A 17627-nucleotide genomic window follows, 5' to 3' on the forward strand; every position below is an offset into this window, starting at 1 on the left:
AAGCGTGTCTCGAACCCCAACAAGATCACTCTCGCCAATTTGTTTGATCGTTGGCAGCACCCCATCTAGTTTTTTATCTGATCAACCACTAACGCCCCCACCGCATTGGAGGCCTTCTGAACTAACGAACTTAGCGCCGTGGAGTCAGTATCTGTGCCATAACGCATAGCGACTTGGTAAACGTTGTACTCACGAATGACATTTGAGAACACCCCTTCACTCGCATTGACCCCGGATGCCCCAATTAGCCATATCACACTCTCCTTAATGCCATCATCCAAAGCCGCAATTGCAGTCGTGAGCGCAATCGCGACTGGCCCATTAATAAGAGAGTTACCGGGAGGTGTAGGTAGACTCAAAATCGTGGCTACGCTGGGAGCGAAGCACTCAATCAGATAACCGTATAGTTCTACATAAGCACCTTGGGCCGTAGCGTCGTTGCTTGCCTTGACCAAGGCCTCATCGGCCATTCGATAAAATTCTTGGAGTTGCTCCGCCGTCATAACCGCATTCATCATCCTTCTCCTTTCGCCAATGCAGCGTCGATATTCCCTTTAGTCGCTTGGTAAATCCTCGTAAAATCACTCAACTGCCTTCTCGGAAAGCGGTAGAGCAACACGATATTGTTCCAAGCAGTGATTTTTGCAGAACAAATCCCAGCCGATATGCTTTTACCGCAGGAAATTGCGGGAAAGCTCATATCCACCGCGCCATTGCGATGCATATAAAAATAATCAAATGCATGACTCCCCTGACCCAAAGCCTGATAAAAACCAAGCTCTTTATTAAGAGAGAGGGAATACGTTGAAGGCCCGCCCATCAGTTGACTGAAAACGCGATCAAATGACAAGTATCTTTCAGGAAAGGGAGCAACACCCACCCTGCAATCCATCTTTATAATAATTCTTGGATTGCCCGGATCTATATTGGATAAAATTACACCAGGCATACGCTCCTTCATATGCACAACGCTCTCCCTGTAAATCAGCGTTACGCCCGGTTGAAACTTCCCATTATGCACCCATACATCTGAATTTCGAAAAGTTGACTTATAACCTCCTGACTCGGGCCTCACATAGCCGAAATCAAAGCGCCTTCCTGCAACCCATACTGGCTCGCCATCATCTAGTGCCTTATCCGTATAGCGTGAATAGTCCTCTCCGCGTACTGCAATCGCCTTCTTGGTGTACTCAATGCACTTTTTCTCTTCGGGGGAAATATAATTTCGGCCACCATTCCCACACGCAGAAAGCAATACCGCACCGACCAAGACTGCAACCCCAATAAATACGCATCTCGAATAGTGAGCGAAGAAACTTCTCTGATCTGAAAGATCATGCATGGAATATCCTTGATCCCTTTAACGGGTTATGGCGCAAGCGCATCTGTTTGCGGCAAGCAGGCGTCGTCTTCCGGGCGAATTGCCTAGCCGCATAAGGGATTTTCGATTGGATAAGGGTTTCGCGTTGTAGAGCGAATTCGTGCGCAAGCAGCTTGGGGAAGGCAAGAGGTCTGTAGAGACGCACCTGCTTGGCCAGACAGGCAAAATCGGCATTCGCGGCCGAGGCGGCATCGCCTTCCTGGCGGTCGTCTGACATCAGCATTCCTTTGCTTGAATCCGTGCGCGCGGAGGGCGCACAGCGATCAGTCGCTCAATCTAGTAGCCACTTGGTGGCATGACAAGGAAGCCATTTCCCGTATTTTTGCTCTCAACGGTATTTTGCGACGCAGGTCTCTTAGCGCCCCGCCCATACGACATGAGAGCGAGGTGGGACAGTCGATCCAAGTCGCTGTAGCACAGCGTCATGAGCTGCGAGTCCGCATAGGCGCCAGACAGGTATTCATCAGCCGTTGAGTAGTGAAGGCACCGACATGCAGACAACGAAAGCCAAACCCCTGCATCATCCATCGGTTGAAGACGCACCGTTGAACGCCACTGAACCGAGGACACGACGATGGACGCAGCGAACAGCCCCGAACCGCTCTACCTGGACGACCTGGCAGTGGGCGACCTGTTCACCAGCGCCACCCATGCGCTGGATGCCGAGCAGATCGTCCAGTTCGCCTCTCAGTTCGACCCGCAGCCTTTCCACCTGGATGCCGACGCGGCGCAAGGCAGCTTCTTCCAGGGCCTGGCCGCGAGTGGCTGGCACACCACAGCTCTCACCATGCGCCTCATCGTCAAGAGCATGCACTTCGCCAAGGGCGTGATCGGCGCCGGCGCGGAGGTGTCCTGGCCCCAGCCCACCCGCCCCGGCGACGTGCTCAAGGTCACCAGCACGATCATCGAGATCATTCCTTCCCGCTCCAAGGCAGACCGGGGCATGGTCATCCTCGAATGCATCACCTCGAATCAGGACCAGCAGGTGCTGCAACGCATGGTCACCAAGGTGCTGTGCTTCAGGAAGGAAAGCTGAGCCGCTAGAAGAGCTTCTCGTAGGTCAGCTCGCCCGGCGCCTTCCTCAGTTCACTCTCCCCTACGTAGAACCTGTTGCCGTTGTCGCAGACGACCGAAACCACCACCACCGTGGGCGGGGTGCTTTTCGCGCTCTTGGGTTCGACGGTGATGATGCGATTGCAGGCGGGCGACAAGGCGACATGGGCAACGGCCTTGCGCTCCATCACCTTGATGCGCTCTATGCCTTCCTTCCCCCACAGCGCATAGAGTTCGGGCTGATCAGCCTCGGAATAGTCGAGGTAGGTGCTTTCAGCAACGGGGGCCGGAGTCGCCGCGAGAGCCAACCCGGCAGTGCCCATGCCGCTGGCCAGCAATACGGCGGCCAGAAGCCGAAAGGCGCTCGAGCGCAGCACCTCGTTAAGTAGATTGATCATCGGAACGTGCATCGGGACGCCCTTCTTTAGCTGAAGGGCGTGAATGTAACTCGGCTTGAGGGGCTCTTTCGAGCTACCGATCAAGCCCCCTCCCCTGGTCGCCTATACGCCATCCCCACCGAGCGCGGCGCGGTATGCACGAAGCCGAACTGCGCGTAGAGGTCCTGTGCCTGGCCATCCGCAATAAGGCTGACGTAGCCGCTTTCCGGAACATGGGCTTCGATGTACTTGAGGATCTCGCCCATGATGCGTTTGCCCAGGCCCTTGCCTTGGTGCGCCTTGAGCACGGCGATGTCCACGACCTGAAAGAAGCACCCGCCGTCGCCGATCACCCGCCCCATTCCCACAGGTTGCGACTGGTGGAGAATCTGCACGGCGAATAGCGTATTGGGCAGCCCCCGCACCGCGGCTTCATCGGTCTTGCCGCTGAGGCCGGAGCCCGTGCGCAGCGCCTGGTAGACCTGGACGGAAGGCGTCTCCAGCAGGCAGGAATAGTCAGTCAATCGAGTCACCCTGGTTGAGTTCGAGGTAGTCGAGCCGTTGGCTGGTAAGCCAGATGGCCCCGCCATGGACAGAAGCTCTTCAGCCCGGAGGCTAAGAAGCCGCTCGCTGACTGTACAGGGCTTGCCCTGGGATGGTGAATCGATCCGCGAAGTATCAGGAGCAGGTAGCTGCGGACATTGGAGCGGGCGAGGAACCGGTGCTCCGCCCCTCCTGCCTCGCCGCCATGTATCGAACCGGCTGCCCCCTTGCCCTCCCGCGCCCGCCTCCCTATCCTGCCCCGGCCACGGTAAATCCCGTGGCCGGGTTTGACAGCCCGTCATCAGGCGCGATTGCGCCGCAAGGTGCATGCGAGAAACGGCGAATGTTTCTTGCAGGCCTTTGCTCGCATGCAGTTTTCAACTGCACTGCTCTATGGCAGATCGCGCGGGGAGACCCTCGGGTCTGCCGGTTCCTGATGCCGGTCTGTCAACCCTGCGCGGTCTGCCACCCTTTGACTGACAGCGAACGGTGGCAGCTTCCTCACTCATCAGGAGCTTTGCCATGAAAAACGTATTCACCCCTCTCGTTTTCTATCACCACCAACAACGCCTGCGCGCGGTGATGGTCGACAACCAGCCCTGGTTCGTCGCCCATGATTTCGCGCAGTTGATCGGCCTGGCCGATGCCCTCCCCTTGCTCCCGGCCCTGGAGCCGCACGAGCAACAAACCCTCTCCCTCAGCTACACCGAAGACTTCCATGAAGAGGTGGTGGTGATCAGCGATATCGGCGCCTACCGGGAGCTGTTCCAGTTCAGCAAGCCCAAGCACGGCGATGTGGGCCGCTGGGTGAACGAAGTGCTGGTGCCGACGATGCATGACTATCACCGCACGCCCGATGCGGCCCCCAGTCGAGAAACACTGACCTACGAGAGCCGGCGGCTGGATGTGGTGCGCTGGCAGGGTGAGCTGTGGGTGGCCTGGCGGGACTTGCCGCTGTTCATGGCCAGCGACAAGGAGGTGACGGCATGAGCAGGGATGTGGAGCAGCAACGCCTGTACGACCTGCTGGAGCGCCTGGACTCACGGCTGAACGCGGTGCATATGATCGCGGCGATCATCCAGGACAATGCGGGCCGCCGCGAGGGCATCCCCGGGCCCTTTCTGAACGACGTCCGCGAGGGCGCGCTGATGGATGTGATGGTGGACCTGTGCCAGAGCAACCAGCAGGATTTCTGGCAGTTGATGAAGCTGGAGAAGCTGCCGCTCTTTAGAGACTGATTTGGGCTGGCCCCTCTCGGAACTGGGAGGGGCCTTTGGGGCAACTGCGTTGCCCTTGGGCGATTGAAATCGCCCCTACAGGAACTCACCGATGAAGAACGGCTCCTCCTGCATCCAGGCATTCAGGTCGATGCGCGCCTGGCTGGCTTTTGCCTGGTTCCACATCGTCTGCAGCGGCTCCAGCAGGGGCCCCTCGTCCAGCAGCTGGCGCACTTCCTGGCAGTAGGCTGCCCGCTCGGGGTCCACGCCGGTTTGCGGGTAGCGCGCGACCAGCGGCAGGAAGCAGTTCAGATAGGCCTGGATCCCCTGGCTTTCTTCAATCTCACGCATGTAGCCAGCCGTCATCGAACGCACCCAGTGGGCGCCCAGGTAGTTGTAGAGGCAGTAGGTGTTGGTCGGTTTGGTGCCGTCCAGCCACAGGCAGGTTTCGTAGTAGTAGATATGGCCGAAGTATGAACTGGGCTCGAACAGCTTCTTGCCGTTGTAGAGCAGGTGCTCGCTGCCCGGGGTCTGCCCGTTGAGGAAGTGGTAAAGCTTCTTCTCGATGCCGCCCATGAATCCCAATGGCGGCACCACGTCTGACCCCTCATACGGCTGGCTACCGTCGTAATGACGGGCCCCGGCGTGCTGCACCAGGACCTTATAGGAGTCCGCCAGGCTTCTATCGATATGCCAGCCCCAGGCGTGCCCATTGTTCAGTTCCCGCCAGGACTCGCCATCGCCCGTGGGCTCGATGCTCACGGTGGTTTTCCAGGCTTCGGGGCCGGCGAGCAGCCGCTCGGTGATCGCCACCCAGCCTTCGATGCTTTGGTCAGGCGCCAGCCACAGGCGGTAGACCAAGGGAATGGGGTCATTCCGCATGGGGTGCAGATTGGGCTCCTTGCCCTTCAGGAAATAAGCCTCAAAGGCTTTCAGGGCCACCGGCTGCTTGGCGTATTGCAGCCGGAACTTGATATCGGCCCAGAGCGCCTTGCGCTCTTCGAGGGTTTGCTGGCGGGCGTCACTCACGTGAATGGATTCCTTTGATGGCTGGCGAAGCTTTCGCCCCTGGAGGCACCGATAGTGCAGCGACGGCGCGATGAAGAGGCGGCCTGTTTGCATCGCTGTGCGTTGCCTCACACCCAGATGCAGTTCACGGGCTGCCGAGCGGCTAGGCGCCCTTCCCCTCCGCCCCACCCCGCGCATTCAGGTCATCCCGCGGCGAGCGACCGAAGAAGGCTTTATAGGCGCGGCTGAAGGCGGCTTCGGATTCGTAGCCGATGGCGAAACCGATCTCGCCGATGCGGCTGTCGTGCCGGGCCAGCATGGTTTTCGCCAGGGTCAGCCGCCATTCGTTCTGGTAGCGCAAGGGCGAACGCCCCACCAGTGCACTGAAGCGCTCGCAGAAGCTGGAGCGCGACATGCCGGCCAGCTCGGCTAGGGCGTCGATGCGCCATTGCTGCCCGGGCTGCTCGTGAATGGCCCGCAGCACCCGGGCGATGCGCGCGTCGGCGAGGCCGCCCAGCCAGCCGGAGGCGGCGCCCTGCTGCACCCAGGTGCGCAGGATGCGGATGACGGTGAGGTCGATCAGGCGCGAGATCATCAAGGCGCCGCCGGGCTGGACGTCATGGGCTTCCAGCAGCATGAAGTGCATCAGCCCCTCGGACCAGGCCGCCGCGTCCATCTGGCGGATGTGGATCAGCCACGGCAGGGCGAAGAGCATGGCCTGGAAGCTGCCGGCGTCGAACCAGAAGCGGCAGATGACCACGGTGGTAGGCCCGTCGATTGCGGTGATGCTCAACCCCGACGGGTCGTGGGGCAGCAGGAGGATGTCGCCCTGTTCCACCGTCACCGCCGGCTGGCTGGTGCAGCGGATGTGCAGGCGCCCCTGCTGCAGCACGCAGATGTGGGCGCTGTTGCTGTCCAGCAGCAGGCGTTCCCCGCTGCCCGGCGCGGCGGAATAGACGCGGTCGCCGGTCAGGCGGATCTGCGCCAGCACCAGGGAGAGCAGGTCCCCGGTGGCGAGGCCCTCCAGTTGCATTTCCGGAAGAATGGTCAAGTTTTCCAGTGAATCCGTCATGTCGGGGCGGCCGCGCGTTGAATAATCTGGGGCCTGAATCATAGCCCTCCGGCGCCGCCCTGCAGAAGCACCCCTGCACAGGGGCTGGCGGCAACGGCTATGCCGATCGTCCAACCAGAAGGAAACAGCGAATGTTCGGAATCTCCCCCCTCGGCTGGCTGCACACCCTGGGCAGCCTGCCGGCCATTCCACTGGCGCTCTACATGTTCGCGCGGCATGGCCGCATCGTGCCGCGCTCAGGGGCGGGCCTGGCCTACTTCGTCTCGATGCTGCTGGGTGCCGGCACGGTGTTCCTGATTGCGCGGCAACCGGTGAGCAACGCCATCGCGGTGGTCACCCTGGTGCTGCTGGTCGCCGGCTACGGGGTTGGGCGGATAGGCGCACTGGGCCGCGCACGGGTGTACCTGGAAACCATCCTGCTGAGCCTGACGGCGTTCCTGCTGATGCTGCCCACCGTCACCGAGGTGCTGCGGCGCGTGCCGGATGGCCACCCGCTGGTGACCGACCTGCACGCGCCATTGCTGGTGGGCGCCCAGGGCAGCCTGCTGCTGGCACTGGTTCTCGGCGTGACAGCGCAGGTCGTCTACCTGCGCCGGCAGGGCGCGCGGCTCGGCACGCCCGGCAACGCCTGATCAGCGGTTGCGCCCCAGCGCCTCGTGGCTGCTGACCCAGTCACCGGCCAATATGGCCGAGGTCAGCGACACGTCCCCCGCCAGCACCACCGCAGCGATGATCTCCGCCAGCTTGTCCGCCTTGCCGGTGCCGTAACAGCCCAGCAGTTCCAGGCATTCGCGCTGGGTCGGCAGGCCGGTGCCACCGCCGTGGGTGGCGCAGATGACCGCGGGCAGGGTCACCGACCAGTAGTAGTCGCCGTTGTCCAGCAACTGGCCGTAGGTGATGCCGCCGTGGGATTCGGCGACATTGGCCGCGTCCTGCCCGGTGGCGATGTACAGCGCCGCCAGGCCGTTGGCCGAGTGCGCGCCGCTGTACGCCGAGCCGGCCTGGAAGGCGCCCACGGCGGCGATCTGCCGGTAGCGGTAGAGGTTGGCGGGGTCGACGCGCAGCAGCTCGTGGGCCACCTCGCGCTTGAGGGTGAACTCGGCGATCACCCGCTTGCCACGGGTCTGGATCATGTTCATCGCCGAGTGCTTCTTGTCGGTGTCGATGGCGCCGGAGAGGATGTAGCGCGGCTGCAGCGGGTGGTTGGCCTTGATCCATTCGCAGGCGGCGTAGGTGGCCTTGCTGGTCATGTTCTGCCCGGCGGCATCGCCGGTGGTGTAGCAGAAGCGGGTGTAGAGCATGTTGGCGACCGGGTACTGCTCGATCTCGAACAGCTTGCCGCTGCGGGTGGTGGTTTCGCTGGCCGCCTTGATCGCCTCGAACTCGCGCACCAGCCAGACGCCGAACTCCCGGGCCTGCAACGCGTCCTCGAACATGAACACCGGCGCCCGCTGCATGGAGTGCTTGACCACCGTGGTCTTCACCCCGCCAGAAGCGCTGATGGCGCGCATGCCCCGGCTGTAGCTGGCCAGCAAGGTGCCTTCGGTGGTGGCCATGGGCACGTAGAAGTCGCCGCGCGCGTGCTCACCCTCGATGCGCAGCGGGCCGGCCAGCCCCAGGGGCATCTGCACCACGCCGATGAAGTTCTCGATATTGCCCTGGGTAACGGCCGGGTCGATGGCGTACTGGCCCACCACGTCCAGCGCGGCACCGGTCCGCGCCTTGATGAAGTCGCGGCGCACGCCGGCCTGCTCGTTGGAGTAATCGTTCTCGGGGTTGCGGGGAATCGGGGCGCCTCTGGACATCGTGCTCTCCTGATGGTCGGGCGGATCGCCCTGGGTGAAATCCGTTGCCCCGAGTGTGCCCAAGGGCGCCGGAGCCGGCATGACCGATCACGCCAATCAGGTGATCCAACGCGTCAATCTTAGTGAGGATGGCCGCTGGCGCCAGAACCACGGGCGAAGGGCCGCGCCTCACACCCCTTCGTCATCCCCCCGGCGCAGCAGGTAGGTGTCCATTATCCAGCCGTTGGCCTCGCGCGCCTGCTGGCGGGTGCGGGCGATGTCGGCGGCCACGTCCTTGAGCTTGCCGGCGATGAGGATTTCATCCGGCGTGCCCACGTAGGCGCCCCAGTAGATGTGCAGGTCGGGGGCGTCGAGGCGGGTGTAGGTGTCTTCCGCGTCGAGCATCACCAACACGCTGTCGACGTTGCTGGGGAAACCCTCGGCGAGGCGCCGGCCGGTGGTGATCTCGATGGACCGGCCGATGCGGTTCAGCGGCACCTTGTGACGGGCCGCCAGCGCCTGGATGCTGCTGATGCCGGGGATGACCTCGTACTCGAACGCCAGCCGCCCGCCCCGGAGGATCGCCTGCAGGATGCGCAGGGTGCTGTCGTAGAGCGACGGGTCGCCCCAGACCAGGAAGGCGCCGCACTCCCCCTCCCCCAGCTCCTCGCCGATCAGCCGCTCGAACACCTGCTGCTTGGCCAGGTTCAGGTCCTTGACGGCCGCGTCGTACTCGCCGCCGCGCTCGCGCTCGGGGCTGCCCGCCTCGACGAAGCGGTAGTCGCGCCCGCTGATGTAGCGCTCGCAGATTTCCCGGCGCAGGTGGATGAGCTTGTCCTTGCTGCTGCCCTTGTCGAGGATAAAGAACACATCGACCTGGTTGAGCGCCTTCACGGCCTGCAGGGTGATGTAGTCGGGGTCCCCCGCCCCGATGCCGATGACCAGTAGTTTCTTCATGGCGGCTCCTCGCCCGTTCACAGGCCGCCATGGTGAGCGCAAAGGCGGTGGTGATGAAAGAGGCGCAGCCCGTTCCCAGGGCCTGCAACCACCCGCGCCAGCCCGACACCGGCCGTCGCCACGGTCGGGTAATGGCTGCATCCGGGCAGGTCAGCCTGGGCACTGGCCGCCAATTCCCCTATCCTTCCCGCCGGCGAACCCACTGCGGCATCGAATGCCGGTCACAGGACCGCTTCCATGCACGCCCTGCGCAGCCCGATCCCGCCCCGCTCCCTCCGCTGGAACCTGCACGCCCTGGCCTGGCCACGCGCGTTGCCGACGGGGCCGATCGTCCCGGCTGTTCAGTGCGCCCCCTTCATCGCTCCACTTTTTACGCTGGTACCCCCGCATGGAAATCAAGGTCAACTTTCTCGACAACCTTCGTCTCGAAGCCAAGTTCGACGACTTCACGGTCATCGCCGACCAACCGATCCGCTACAAGGGCGACGGTTCGGCACCGGGTCCGTTCGACTACTTCCTGGCCTCCTCGGCCCTGTGCGCGGCGTACTTCGTGAAGCTGTACTGCCAGACGCGCAACATCCCCACCGAGAACATCCGGCTGTCGCAGAACAACATCGTCGACCCGGAAAACCGCTACCAGCAGATCTTCAAGATCCAGGTCGAGTTGCCGGCGGACATCTCCGAGAAGGACCGCCTCGGCATCCTCCGCTCCATCGACCGCTGCACCGTGAAGAAGGTGGTGCAGCAGGGCCCCGAGTTCATCATCGAAGAGGTGGAGAACCTCGACGCCGATGCCCAGGCCCTGCTGATCCCGAGCAGCAGCGAGCAGAGCACCTACATCGCCGGCAAGGACCTGCCGCTGGAGGAGACCATCGCCAACATGTCCGGCATCCTCGCCGGCCTGGGCATGAAGATCGAGATCGCCTCCTGGCGCAACATCGTGCCCAACGTCTGGTCGCTGCACATTCGCGACGCGGCCTCGCCGATGTGCTTCACCAACGGCAAGGGCGCCACCAAGGAAAGCGCCCTGGCCTCCGCGCTGGGCGAGTTCATCGAGCGGCTGAACTGCAACTTCTTCTACAACGACCAGTTCTGGGGCGAGGACATCGCCAACGCCGACTTCGTCCACTACCCCAACGAGCGCTGGTTCAAGCCGGGCCCGAAGGACGCGCTGCCCGCCGAGATCCTCGACGCGCACTGCCTGGAAATCTACAACCCGGACGGCGAGCTGCGCGGCTCGCACCTGTACGACACCAACTCCGGCAACACCGTGCGCGGCATCTGCTCGCTGCCCTTCGTGCGCCAGTCGGATGGCGAGACGGTGTACTTCCCGTCCAACCTGATCGAGAACCTCTACCTCAGCAACGGCATGAGCGCCGGCAACACCCTGGTCGAAGCCCAGGTGCAGTGCCTGTCGGAAATCTTCGAGCGCGCGGTGAAGCGCGAAATCCTCGAAGGCGAGATGGCCCTGCCGGACGTGCCCCAAGCCGTGCTGGAGAAGTACCCCTCCATCCTCGCCGGCATCCGTGGGCTGGAAGAACAAGGCTTCCCCGTGCTGGTGAAGGATGCCTCCCTGGGCGGTGAATTCCCGGTGATGTGCGTCACCCTGATGAACCCGCGCACCGGCGGCGTGTTCGCCTCCTTCGGCGCCCACCCCAGCTTCGAAGTGGCGCTGGAGCGCAGCCTCACCGAGCTGCTCCAGGGCCGCAGCTTCGAAGGCCTCAACGACCTGCCGCAGCCGACCTTCGAAGGCCACGCGGTGACCGAGCCGAACAACTTCGTCGAGCACTTCATCGACTCCAGCGGCGTGGTGTCGTGGCGCTTCTTCAGCGCCAAGGCCGACTTCGAGTTCGTCGAGTGGGACTTCTCCGGCCAGGGCGAAGACAGCAACGCCGAGGAAGCCGCCACCCTGTTCGGCATCCTCGAGGACATGGGCAAGGAAGTGTACGTGGCCACCTACGACGACCTCGGCGCCAACGCCTGCCGCATCCTGGTGCCGGGCTACTCGGAGATCTACCCGGTGGAGGACCTGATCTGGGACAACACCAACAAGGCGCTGCTGTTCCGTGCGGACATCCTCAACCTGCACAGCCTGCCCGACCGTGGCCTGAAGTCCCTGCTGAAGAACCTCAACAACACCGAGGTCGACGACTACACCGACATCACCACGCTGATCGGCGTCGAGTTCGACGACAACACCGTCTGGGGCCAGCTGACCATCCTCGAGCTGAAACTGCTGATCCATCTGGCGCTGAAGAAGTTCGAAGACGCCAAGGAGCTGGTGGAAGCCTTCCTGCAGTACAACGACAACACCGTCGAGCGCGGGCTGTTCTACCAGGCCCTGAACGCGGCGCTGGAAGTGACGCTGGACGACGACCTGGAGATGGACGACTACGAGACCAACTTCCGCCGCATGTTCGGCAACCCGCGCATGGACGCGGTGCTGGGCTCGCTGGACGGCAGCGTGCGCTTCTACGGCCTGACGCCCACCAGCATGAAGCTGGAAGGCCTCGACCGGCACCAACGCCTGGTGGAGAGCTACAAGAAGCTCCACGCCGCGCGGGCCAAGGCAGCAGCCAAGTAACCCGCCCCGCCAGCGACCCTCGCCCCTTCTCGGGCGGGGGCCGTCTCTACCTGCCCCCTCCTTCCGTCACCAGGTCCGCTCGCGGTAGGCGTCCTGGGATTTCTGCAAACGGCGCTTCACAGCGGTGGCCTGGTTCCTGCGGCCGATCACCCGCCGCTGCCACAACCGCTCCTGCCCCAGGGCAGCCGACTCCGAGGTACTCCAGGCGCCGATCAGCAGGTGCTTGGCGGCGGCCAGTGCATCCGGCGATTGCTGGGCGATGGACGCGACCATGCAGATATCCGCCTCCAGCGCGATCTGGCGCTTGATGTGCTTAACGAAAATAAACTCAACAGAAAACACCTAATTTTTTTTGGAGAGTTACTGCATTAACAGTCCAAACCTTTCAGAACTACATATATAAGGAAAAATGGAAATAGGATTATTACCAAATAGCCTAGAGCCTGTACGCTGATACTCACTCGCAGGTAGGAAACTTCCTAATTAAGCAAACCGCTTGACACCCCCAATAAGCAGCGATATTCATTCCCAGGCCTAACTGGCATACAACCAAAAACCAATCAAGGGAATAAATCATGTTCAAATGGAAAAAACACACCCAGACCACCTCAACCAAAAATTTTCTAACATTCAAAGCCAACACCACAATAAACGGCCAAAGTGGTGGTGCTATATACGAGGGGAAATATATGGTCTGGAGAGCAGGATGCACTAACTGCCCATCCGTATAAATCAGCAATCACTGAGTACCCGATAGTGGGTACTCAGTGATAAGCCATACCAAAACCACAACGCCAAGGACCGGTCGTGAGCAAGAGAGAAAACACCAGCCAGACGCCTACTCACAACGCAACAGAAACCTCAAAAAAAGAAACAGTTTATACAAACCCCGCCTCATCCTCCCAAATCATATTCGTCAACACGCTCACTGGTGAGCTAGCCACCAATAGCGACTTAAACAAAAATCCACTCAAGAAACTTGATAGAGAGGTAACTCTCTCGCAGATCGCGTACAGCGAGAGGATTCCAATATCCAGTTACTGGGAGAATTTTTCGCTACTCCCTCCAGGCTGCAGATATACGTACAACCACATTTCCCACTCCGGGAAACTAGAAATAGATCTATTCAACACAAAAAAAGAAACAACCGACACCCCATTAGAAGTACTGACATCCTCCATTAGTAGCAGGTGTAAAACCAATTATTACAAACGTCTCGTAGTACGCCTATCTGGCGGAGTCGACTCGACATGTATTCTTCTCTCTGCAATTGAAGCAGTAGGGGCAGACCGCGTTACTGCCATAACTTGGCTTGATGAAAAAAGCAGTGCTAACGCAGACTTCAAAGCTGCCACAGCCTTGTGCGAAAAACTAAATATTAGCCATTTACTATTCAAATTCGAGCCTTGGTACTTTTTTCAAGAAATCAACCTTGAGGACCATATATCCGTCAGTGTCAGCATGGCCTCCAATAAGGTCTTTGAAAAAGAAATAGAATTCATATCCAGCAAGATAAATGGTGATTTCATCATATTGGATGGCCACGGAGGCGATCACTTATTTTTAGACCCCGTCCCACCCGCGGCATACCAGAGCCTGCTTAAGGACAAGAAAATAATAAAAGCAGCAAAAGCATTCTCAATGTTCTCTAAACTATCCGGCTTGAGTTTTTATGAGGCATTAATTAGCAGCTACAAACAGCGCAACCACGACAATTATCAGCGCAGTCAGTTTTTCACAAGACACATCACACCGCCACCTGCAATAGAAAGACCCAGAAGTCTAAAAGAAGAATACTTGCAAGCCATAGCACAGGCTATCTATCAGAACACCACGCACTCAAATATTAGTACAGATATCCTGTACCCTTTCACCAGCAAAGGAATGATTGAATATGCCTTAAGCCAAGACCCATATGACATGTTTGATAATTACAACACTCGACTACCACTAAGGCGCGCAGCCAATGCAAAATACCCAAATATAGAGCTAAGACGTGACAAGGGGCACATTACTAGCGCTTACCAGAAGGCACTCAAATACCATTCAAATCACATTATTGATCGTTTAGAAAGCAGTTGGCTCACGCAAGAAAAACTCATCAATATCTCACATATAAAAAAAGCAATACGCTATTCGTCAATGGGATTTGGAGGGGCAGACCAAACGCTTATAAAGATAGCCTGCGCAGCCTTGATCAAAATTTGACAACGAGGATAGCTAGATGAGCTTTTCATTCCAGCCCCACATACACCACCTCGTCATGCACAATCAAATTATCCTACTTGACGAAAAGAAAGATCATTTCATGATCCTTAGCGAGAGCCAAACCACTTTACTAACAGAAAGCAGTAAATCATGCGCACAATATGAAAATCTCCTCAACGAACTCACTCAATTAAATCTAATACACCGCACGCCCTATAGCCAAGCACTAAACAGAGTCGACGAAGAATACGAAGGGATAGACAATTACACGTGGCGAATAAGTAGGTGCAGCTCCTCAAGCAGCCTTAGCCTGTTACCAACCATATGGGCTCTTCTGGATCTATTGCGCCTAAAGATAAGCCTAAAGAAACATGGGCTTGGGTACGTGCTTAACAGCATGAGAAAAGCAAAAATTAACAAAAAGAACGGCAGCACACTATCTCAAGAAGCACTGAAAAACTATGTAAACAGTGTCCACCATGCATCACTGCTCCTACCCCTCAAAGTCAAATGCTTAGAATCCTCAATCTGCATATTCAACTACGCCATTAAAAACGGAGAGAATTGCAATTTTTTTATTGGAGTTCAATTGTTTGATTTTCTCTCGCACGCATGGGTAGAAATTGATGAAAAAGTGGTATCTGACGACCAACACCTTTCAAGCAAACTTCCCAAAATCCTGTCTATATAGTGGAATCGCGCCATGGAATGGATAAATCACTATTTAAAAAGCTTCAGAATAATATCAAGAAACTACCAATGGTTCGCAGTTAGCTTTATTGGCGTATCGGCGACGTTCATATTCTGCAGCGCACTGAACTCACTACTCCCCGTATTGCTTAGAAATGCTGCCAACTCTCTTGGAGAGATCAACAGCCTACATACACAGTTTTTAATCTTCTCTGGAGCTTATGCGATCCTATGGACCTTCTCACAGGTACTTTCCAGCATGCGTGGAGTGGGATCAGCCTGGATACTCGCCAAGTGCGACGCGACGCTGTATGAAGCAATCATCACCAGAATTCTCAAGTACCCATACACAAAACAGCAAACGCTGGACCCAGGGTATGTAGTCGCCGACATCAATAGGTCTGCCAGCAGTTTCAGCCTGGTCACGGTTGGAGTTTTTTGGACAATTGCACCTATTGCAGTGGAGATTTTCATAGCGATTAGCGTGCTCTACACCATCATGGGCACACTGTATGCCGTACTATTCCTGGTCTCATCCGCAGTACTGGCCTTCATATCCATTTACATCGCCAAGACCAGCGCTGATATTCATCGGATATTGTTTGAGGCTGACAACAGCCTCTCAAGCTATACAGTTGAGAGGCTCAACAGAACGTACGACATCAAGCTGAACAATACATTCACCAAGGAATTCACTTCAGGCAGAGAATTTTTCGACAACTACGTCAAGTCAATCAGAAAATCCAATTTACGAATGGGTCTTCGAATCGCTTATCAAGGGCTCGCTATTGGTGCAGTGCTCGTCCTCTTCGTAACACTGTCGGGCGTGTATTACCGCACAAGCCTCACAGCAGGAGACTTCATTATGATCGTGGGGTACATCACCATGCTCACGTCTCAGCTGCATCTGCTCGCAGGCACATTATTCAACCTTCAAGCTCATCTTATTTCGTTGAATGACGGCATCAAATACCTTGAAGAGAGCATTGAAGAGCAATACCACCCAAAGCACTACGACAACACCCCAGGCTTTGTTCTTCAAGGCGTGTCACTCGTAAAAGATGGGCACCTAATTCTCGATAATATCCACTGCAAACTTGGCCAGGGCGTGAATATAGTCTCTGGCAAGTCAGGTGCAGGAAAAACGACACTCATAAACACGCTTCTGGGCCTTGAGGAAAACTATACGGGCACAGCCTATTACAAGGGGCACCCGATAAATGGCTCCCTGAGCGAATTCATACTTTCCGATGTATCAGTGGCACCACAGAGGCCTGTATTGATATCGGGCACCCTTGAAGACAATCTACTCTACGGCGCCGACAAGGTAGACCCGCAGAGGTTGCGGCAAGTGGTCGAGCTCTTAGGATTCAACCGCCAGAACACGACTAATGTCGACGCATTACTCGCCATGAACATAGACATTTCAGGCAGCGGACTCAGTGGCGGAGAAAGACAACGAATTGCCATAGGCCGTGCGATTCTGAGAGAGAAAACAACCCTGATATTGGATGAGCCGACTTCAGCATTAGATGAGAGAACGGCGCAACGAATCATTGATTGGCTGACCCTGAGAACTGGCTGCCTGATAATCGTCACTCATGACGAGAAACTAAAAGAGCAACACGGAATAGCGGTAGAGCTACATGGCTCCGCTAGTCCAGCCTATTAACGGGGTGCTCAACGCGCCGGCATGGCGTTACACCGAGACGCTCATTGTGGTTTACCTCAGTCATTGACTCTTGTTAACGGCCACGCAGGCACTCCTGCCCTGATCGGCGTCGAGCGAGGGCTGTTCTGTGGTCGCCAGCGGCCCTCGCCCCTTCTCGGGCGGGGGCCGTATCTACCTGCCCCCTCTTCCCCTCACCAGGTCCGCTCGCGGTACGCGTCCTGGGATTTCTGCAAGCGGCGCTTCACGGCGGTGGCCTGGTTCCTGCGGCCTATCACCCGCCGCTGCCACAACCGCTCCTGCCCCAGGGCAGCCGACTCCGAGGTGCTCCAGGCGCCGATCAGCAGGTGCTTGGCGGCGGCCAGTGCATCCGGCGACTGCTGGGCGAACTCCAGGCAAAGCGCGCGGGCCTGCGCCAGCGGGTCATCGGCCAGGTGGGTGACCAGGCCCAACTGATGGGCCTGCGTGGCGTCAATGATGCGCCCGGAGAACGTCAGCTCCATCGCCACGTCCTTGGGCAGCAGCTCGCGCAACAGCACGGTGCCACCCATGTCCGGAACCAGGCCCCATTGGGATTCCATGATGGACAGCTGGGCGGTGGGCGCGGCGACGCGGATGTCGGCACCGAGGGCGATCTGCAGGCCGGCGCCAAAGCAGTTGCCGTGGATGGCGGCGATGACCGGGACGCTCAGCGAGCGCCACACCAGCGAGACCTTCTGGTATCGGTTCATGCTGGGCTTCCACAGCGGCAGGAGGGCCATGATCTTCTTCAGCGGGCTGCCGGTGACGATGTCCTTGAGGTCCATGCCGGAGCAGAAGGACGGGCCGTTGCCGGCCAGGATCACCGCGCGCACCGCCCGGTCACGCTTGAGGAATTCGCCGCAGGCGATCAGCTCCAGCAGCAGCTGGGTGCTGATCGAGTTGTGCTTGTCGGGGCGATTCAGGCGCACGGTGGCGATGGCGCCGTCATAACTCAGGTCTACATGGTTCCATACGGGCTGGGTCACGCCGGCAGGTCCTCTTTTTGTTGAAAGGGTGGATAGGCATTTCGCCGCTCATGGTAAGCGCGCTCCGGCGGTTTGGG

Annotated in this window: 19 protein-coding genes; 8 read left to right on the plus strand and 11 right to left on the minus strand. The window is 58.6% G+C overall.

Annotated elements, in window-relative coordinates; genetic code table 11:
• Positions 1-65: 65 nt before the first annotated feature.
• Genes PI990_RS18510 through PI990_RS18520 form a run of 3 tightly spaced genes read right to left on the minus strand, consistent with a single transcriptional unit; the run spans position 66 to position 1598 of the window.
• On the minus strand, positions 66-515 hold the full coding sequence (locus PI990_RS18510; RefSeq protein ID WP_271658038.1) for a hypothetical protein: 450 nt from the start codon (positions 513-515) through the stop codon (positions 66-68).
• Complete coding sequence (locus PI990_RS18515; protein WP_271658039.1) at positions 515-1342, minus strand: hypothetical protein; 828 nt, start codon at positions 1340-1342, stop codon at positions 515-517. The genes PI990_RS18510 and PI990_RS18515 overlap by 1 nt, the downstream gene beginning before the upstream one ends.
• A complete protein-coding gene (locus PI990_RS18520; RefSeq protein ID WP_271658040.1) occupies positions 1335-1598 on the minus strand; it encodes a hypothetical protein in 264 nt (87 codons plus the stop codon). Before PI990_RS18520 ends, PI990_RS18515 begins: the two co-directional genes overlap by 8 nt.
• Positions 1599-1955: 357 nt before the next feature.
• Between PI990_RS18520 and PI990_RS18525 the strand changes: the two genes are divergently transcribed.
• Positions 1956-2417 carry a MaoC family dehydratase gene (locus tag PI990_RS18525; protein WP_271658041.1) on the plus strand — a complete coding sequence of 154 codons (462 nt, stop codon included), beginning with the start codon at positions 1956-1958 and terminating at the stop codon, positions 2415-2417.
• A 4-nt stretch (positions 2418-2421) separates the two neighbouring features.
• On the opposite strand, the gene PI990_RS18530 is transcribed toward PI990_RS18525, so the two are convergent.
• Both PI990_RS18530 and PI990_RS18535 read right to left on the minus strand, forming a co-directional pair.
• A complete protein-coding gene (locus PI990_RS18530; RefSeq protein WP_148304219.1) occupies positions 2422-2832 on the minus strand; it encodes a hypothetical protein in 411 nt (136 codons plus the stop codon).
• A gap of 80 nt (positions 2833-2912) precedes the next feature.
• Positions 2913-3335 carry a GNAT family N-acetyltransferase gene (locus PI990_RS18535; protein ID WP_271658042.1) on the minus strand — a complete coding sequence of 141 codons (423 nt, stop codon included), beginning with the start codon at positions 3333-3335 and terminating at the stop codon, positions 2913-2915.
• Positions 3336-3876: 541 nt separating this feature from the next.
• Here PI990_RS18535 and PI990_RS18540 point away from each other — a divergent pair.
• Both PI990_RS18540 and PI990_RS18545 read left to right on the plus strand, forming a co-directional pair.
• Positions 3877-4344: a BRO-N domain-containing protein gene (locus PI990_RS18540; RefSeq protein ID WP_271658043.1), complete on the plus strand. Its 468-nt coding sequence runs from the start codon at positions 3877-3879 to the stop codon at positions 4342-4344.
• Positions 4341-4592: a hypothetical protein gene (locus PI990_RS18545; RefSeq protein WP_271658044.1), complete on the plus strand. Its 252-nt coding sequence runs from the start codon at positions 4341-4343 to the stop codon at positions 4590-4592. Before PI990_RS18540 ends, PI990_RS18545 begins: the two co-directional genes overlap by 4 nt.
• A gap of 75 nt (positions 4593-4667) precedes the next feature.
• Here the strand turns inward: PI990_RS18545 and PI990_RS18550 are convergent, their stop codons facing one another.
• Positions 4668-5600, minus strand: coding sequence for a hypothetical protein (locus PI990_RS18550; RefSeq protein ID WP_271658045.1), 933 nt, complete (start codon positions 5598-5600; stop codon positions 4668-4670).
• 142 nt (positions 5601-5742) lie between these two features.
• Positions 5743-6630, minus strand: a complete 888-nt coding sequence (locus tag PI990_RS18555) for an AraC family transcriptional regulator (protein ID WP_271658046.1) — start codon at positions 6628-6630, stop codon at positions 5743-5745.
• Between the two features lie 152 nt (positions 6631-6782).
• Here PI990_RS18555 and PI990_RS18560 point away from each other — a divergent pair, with 152 nt between their 5' ends.
• The gene (locus PI990_RS18560; protein ID WP_271658047.1) at positions 6783-7283 is read left to right on the plus strand and encodes a hypothetical protein; all 501 of its coding nucleotides are present in this window, start codon (positions 6783-6785) and stop codon (positions 7281-7283) included.
• Here the strand turns inward: PI990_RS18560 and PI990_RS18565 are convergent, their stop codons facing one another.
• Together PI990_RS18565 and cobF are read right to left on the minus strand one after the other, a co-directional pair.
• Positions 7284-8456 carry a hydroxymethylglutaryl-CoA reductase gene (locus tag PI990_RS18565; protein ID WP_271658048.1) on the minus strand — a complete coding sequence of 391 codons (1173 nt, stop codon included), beginning with the start codon at positions 8454-8456 and terminating at the stop codon, positions 7284-7286. It lies immediately after the preceding gene.
• A 168-nt stretch (positions 8457-8624) separates the two neighbouring features.
• A complete protein-coding gene (cobF, locus tag PI990_RS18570) occupies positions 8625-9392 on the minus strand; it encodes a precorrin-6A synthase (deacetylating) (RefSeq protein ID WP_271658049.1) in 768 nt (255 codons plus the stop codon).
• A 388-nt stretch (positions 9393-9780) separates the two neighbouring features.
• Between cobF and PI990_RS18575 the strand changes: the two genes are divergently transcribed.
• The gene (locus tag PI990_RS18575) at positions 9781-11976 is read left to right on the plus strand and encodes an OsmC domain/YcaO domain-containing protein (RefSeq protein WP_271658050.1); all 2196 of its coding nucleotides are present in this window, start codon (positions 9781-9783) and stop codon (positions 11974-11976) included.
• Positions 11977-12042: 66 nt separating this feature from the next.
• On the opposite strand, the gene PI990_RS18580 is transcribed toward PI990_RS18575, so the two are convergent.
• The gene (locus tag PI990_RS18580) at positions 12043-12249 is read right to left on the minus strand and encodes a hypothetical protein (RefSeq protein ID WP_271658051.1); all 207 of its coding nucleotides are present in this window, start codon (positions 12247-12249) and stop codon (positions 12043-12045) included.
• A 534-nt stretch (positions 12250-12783) separates the two neighbouring features.
• Here PI990_RS18580 and PI990_RS18585 point away from each other — a divergent pair.
• The 3 genes from PI990_RS18585 (at position 12784) to PI990_RS18590 (ending at position 16546) form a co-directional block, all read left to right on the plus strand.
• Entirely contained in the window at positions 12784-14184 is a 1401-nt protein-coding gene (locus PI990_RS18585) for an asparagine synthase-related protein (protein ID WP_271658052.1), read from the plus strand.
• Positions 14185-14284: 100 nt separating this feature from the next.
• Entirely contained in the window at positions 14285-14875 is a 591-nt protein-coding gene (locus PI990_RS31620) for a lasso peptide biosynthesis B2 protein (protein ID WP_442969344.1), read from the plus strand.
• Between the two features lie 12 nt (positions 14876-14887).
• Positions 14888-16546, plus strand: coding sequence for an ATP-binding cassette domain-containing protein (locus PI990_RS18590; RefSeq protein WP_271658053.1), 1659 nt, complete (start codon positions 14888-14890; stop codon positions 16544-16546).
• Between the two features lie 191 nt (positions 16547-16737).
• On the opposite strand, the gene PI990_RS18595 is transcribed toward PI990_RS18590, so the two are convergent.
• Positions 16738-17550: a crotonase/enoyl-CoA hydratase family protein gene (locus tag PI990_RS18595; RefSeq protein ID WP_271658054.1), complete on the minus strand. Its 813-nt coding sequence runs from the start codon at positions 17548-17550 to the stop codon at positions 16738-16740.
• Positions 17551-17627: the final 77 nt, after the last annotated feature.

The organism is Pseudomonas sp. TUM22785 (assembly GCF_028198105.1).
Lineage (GTDB): Bacteria > Pseudomonadota > Gammaproteobacteria > Pseudomonadales > Pseudomonadaceae > Metapseudomonas > Metapseudomonas solani.

Bases quoted from the DNA above. Each gene is read 5' to 3' on its own strand.
- PI990_RS18510 (WP_271658038.1), bottom strand. From the start codon at position 515: ATGAATGCGGTTATGACGGCGGAGCAACTCCAAGAATTTTATCGAATG.
- PI990_RS18515 (WP_271658039.1), bottom strand. From the start codon at position 1,342: ATGCATGATCTTTCAGATCAGAGAAGTTTCTTCGCTCACTATTCGAGA.
- PI990_RS18565 (WP_271658048.1), bottom strand. From the start codon at position 8,456: ATGTCCAGAGGCGCCCCGATTCCCCGCAACCCCGAGAACGATTACTCC.
- PI990_RS18520 (WP_271658040.1), bottom strand. From the start codon at position 1,598: ATGTCAGACGACCGCCAGGAAGGCGATGCCGCCTCGGCCGCGAATGCC.
- PI990_RS31620 (WP_442969344.1), top strand. From the start codon at position 14,285: ATGATCCTTAGCGAGAGCCAAACCACTTTACTAACAGAAAGCAGTAAA.
- PI990_RS18530 (WP_148304219.1), bottom strand. From the start codon at position 2,832: ATGATCAATCTACTTAACGAGGTGCTGCGCTCGAGCGCCTTTCGGCTT.
- PI990_RS18545 (WP_271658044.1), top strand. From the start codon at position 4,341: ATGAGCAGGGATGTGGAGCAGCAACGCCTGTACGACCTGCTGGAGCGC.
- PI990_RS18525 (WP_271658041.1), top strand. From the start codon at position 1,956: ATGGACGCAGCGAACAGCCCCGAACCGCTCTACCTGGACGACCTGGCA.
- PI990_RS18590 (WP_271658053.1), top strand. From the start codon at position 14,888: ATGGAATGGATAAATCACTATTTAAAAAGCTTCAGAATAATATCAAGA.
- PI990_RS18540 (WP_271658043.1), top strand. From the start codon at position 3,877: ATGAAAAACGTATTCACCCCTCTCGTTTTCTATCACCACCAACAACGC.
- cobF (WP_271658049.1), bottom strand. From the start codon at position 9,392: ATGAAGAAACTACTGGTCATCGGCATCGGGGCGGGGGACCCCGACTAC.
- PI990_RS18580 (WP_271658051.1), bottom strand. From the start codon at position 12,249: ATGGTCGCGTCCATCGCCCAGCAATCGCCGGATGCACTGGCCGCCGCC.
- PI990_RS18560 (WP_271658047.1), top strand. From the start codon at position 6,783: ATGTTCGGAATCTCCCCCCTCGGCTGGCTGCACACCCTGGGCAGCCTG.
- PI990_RS18575 (WP_271658050.1), top strand. From the start codon at position 9,781: ATGGAAATCAAGGTCAACTTTCTCGACAACCTTCGTCTCGAAGCCAAG.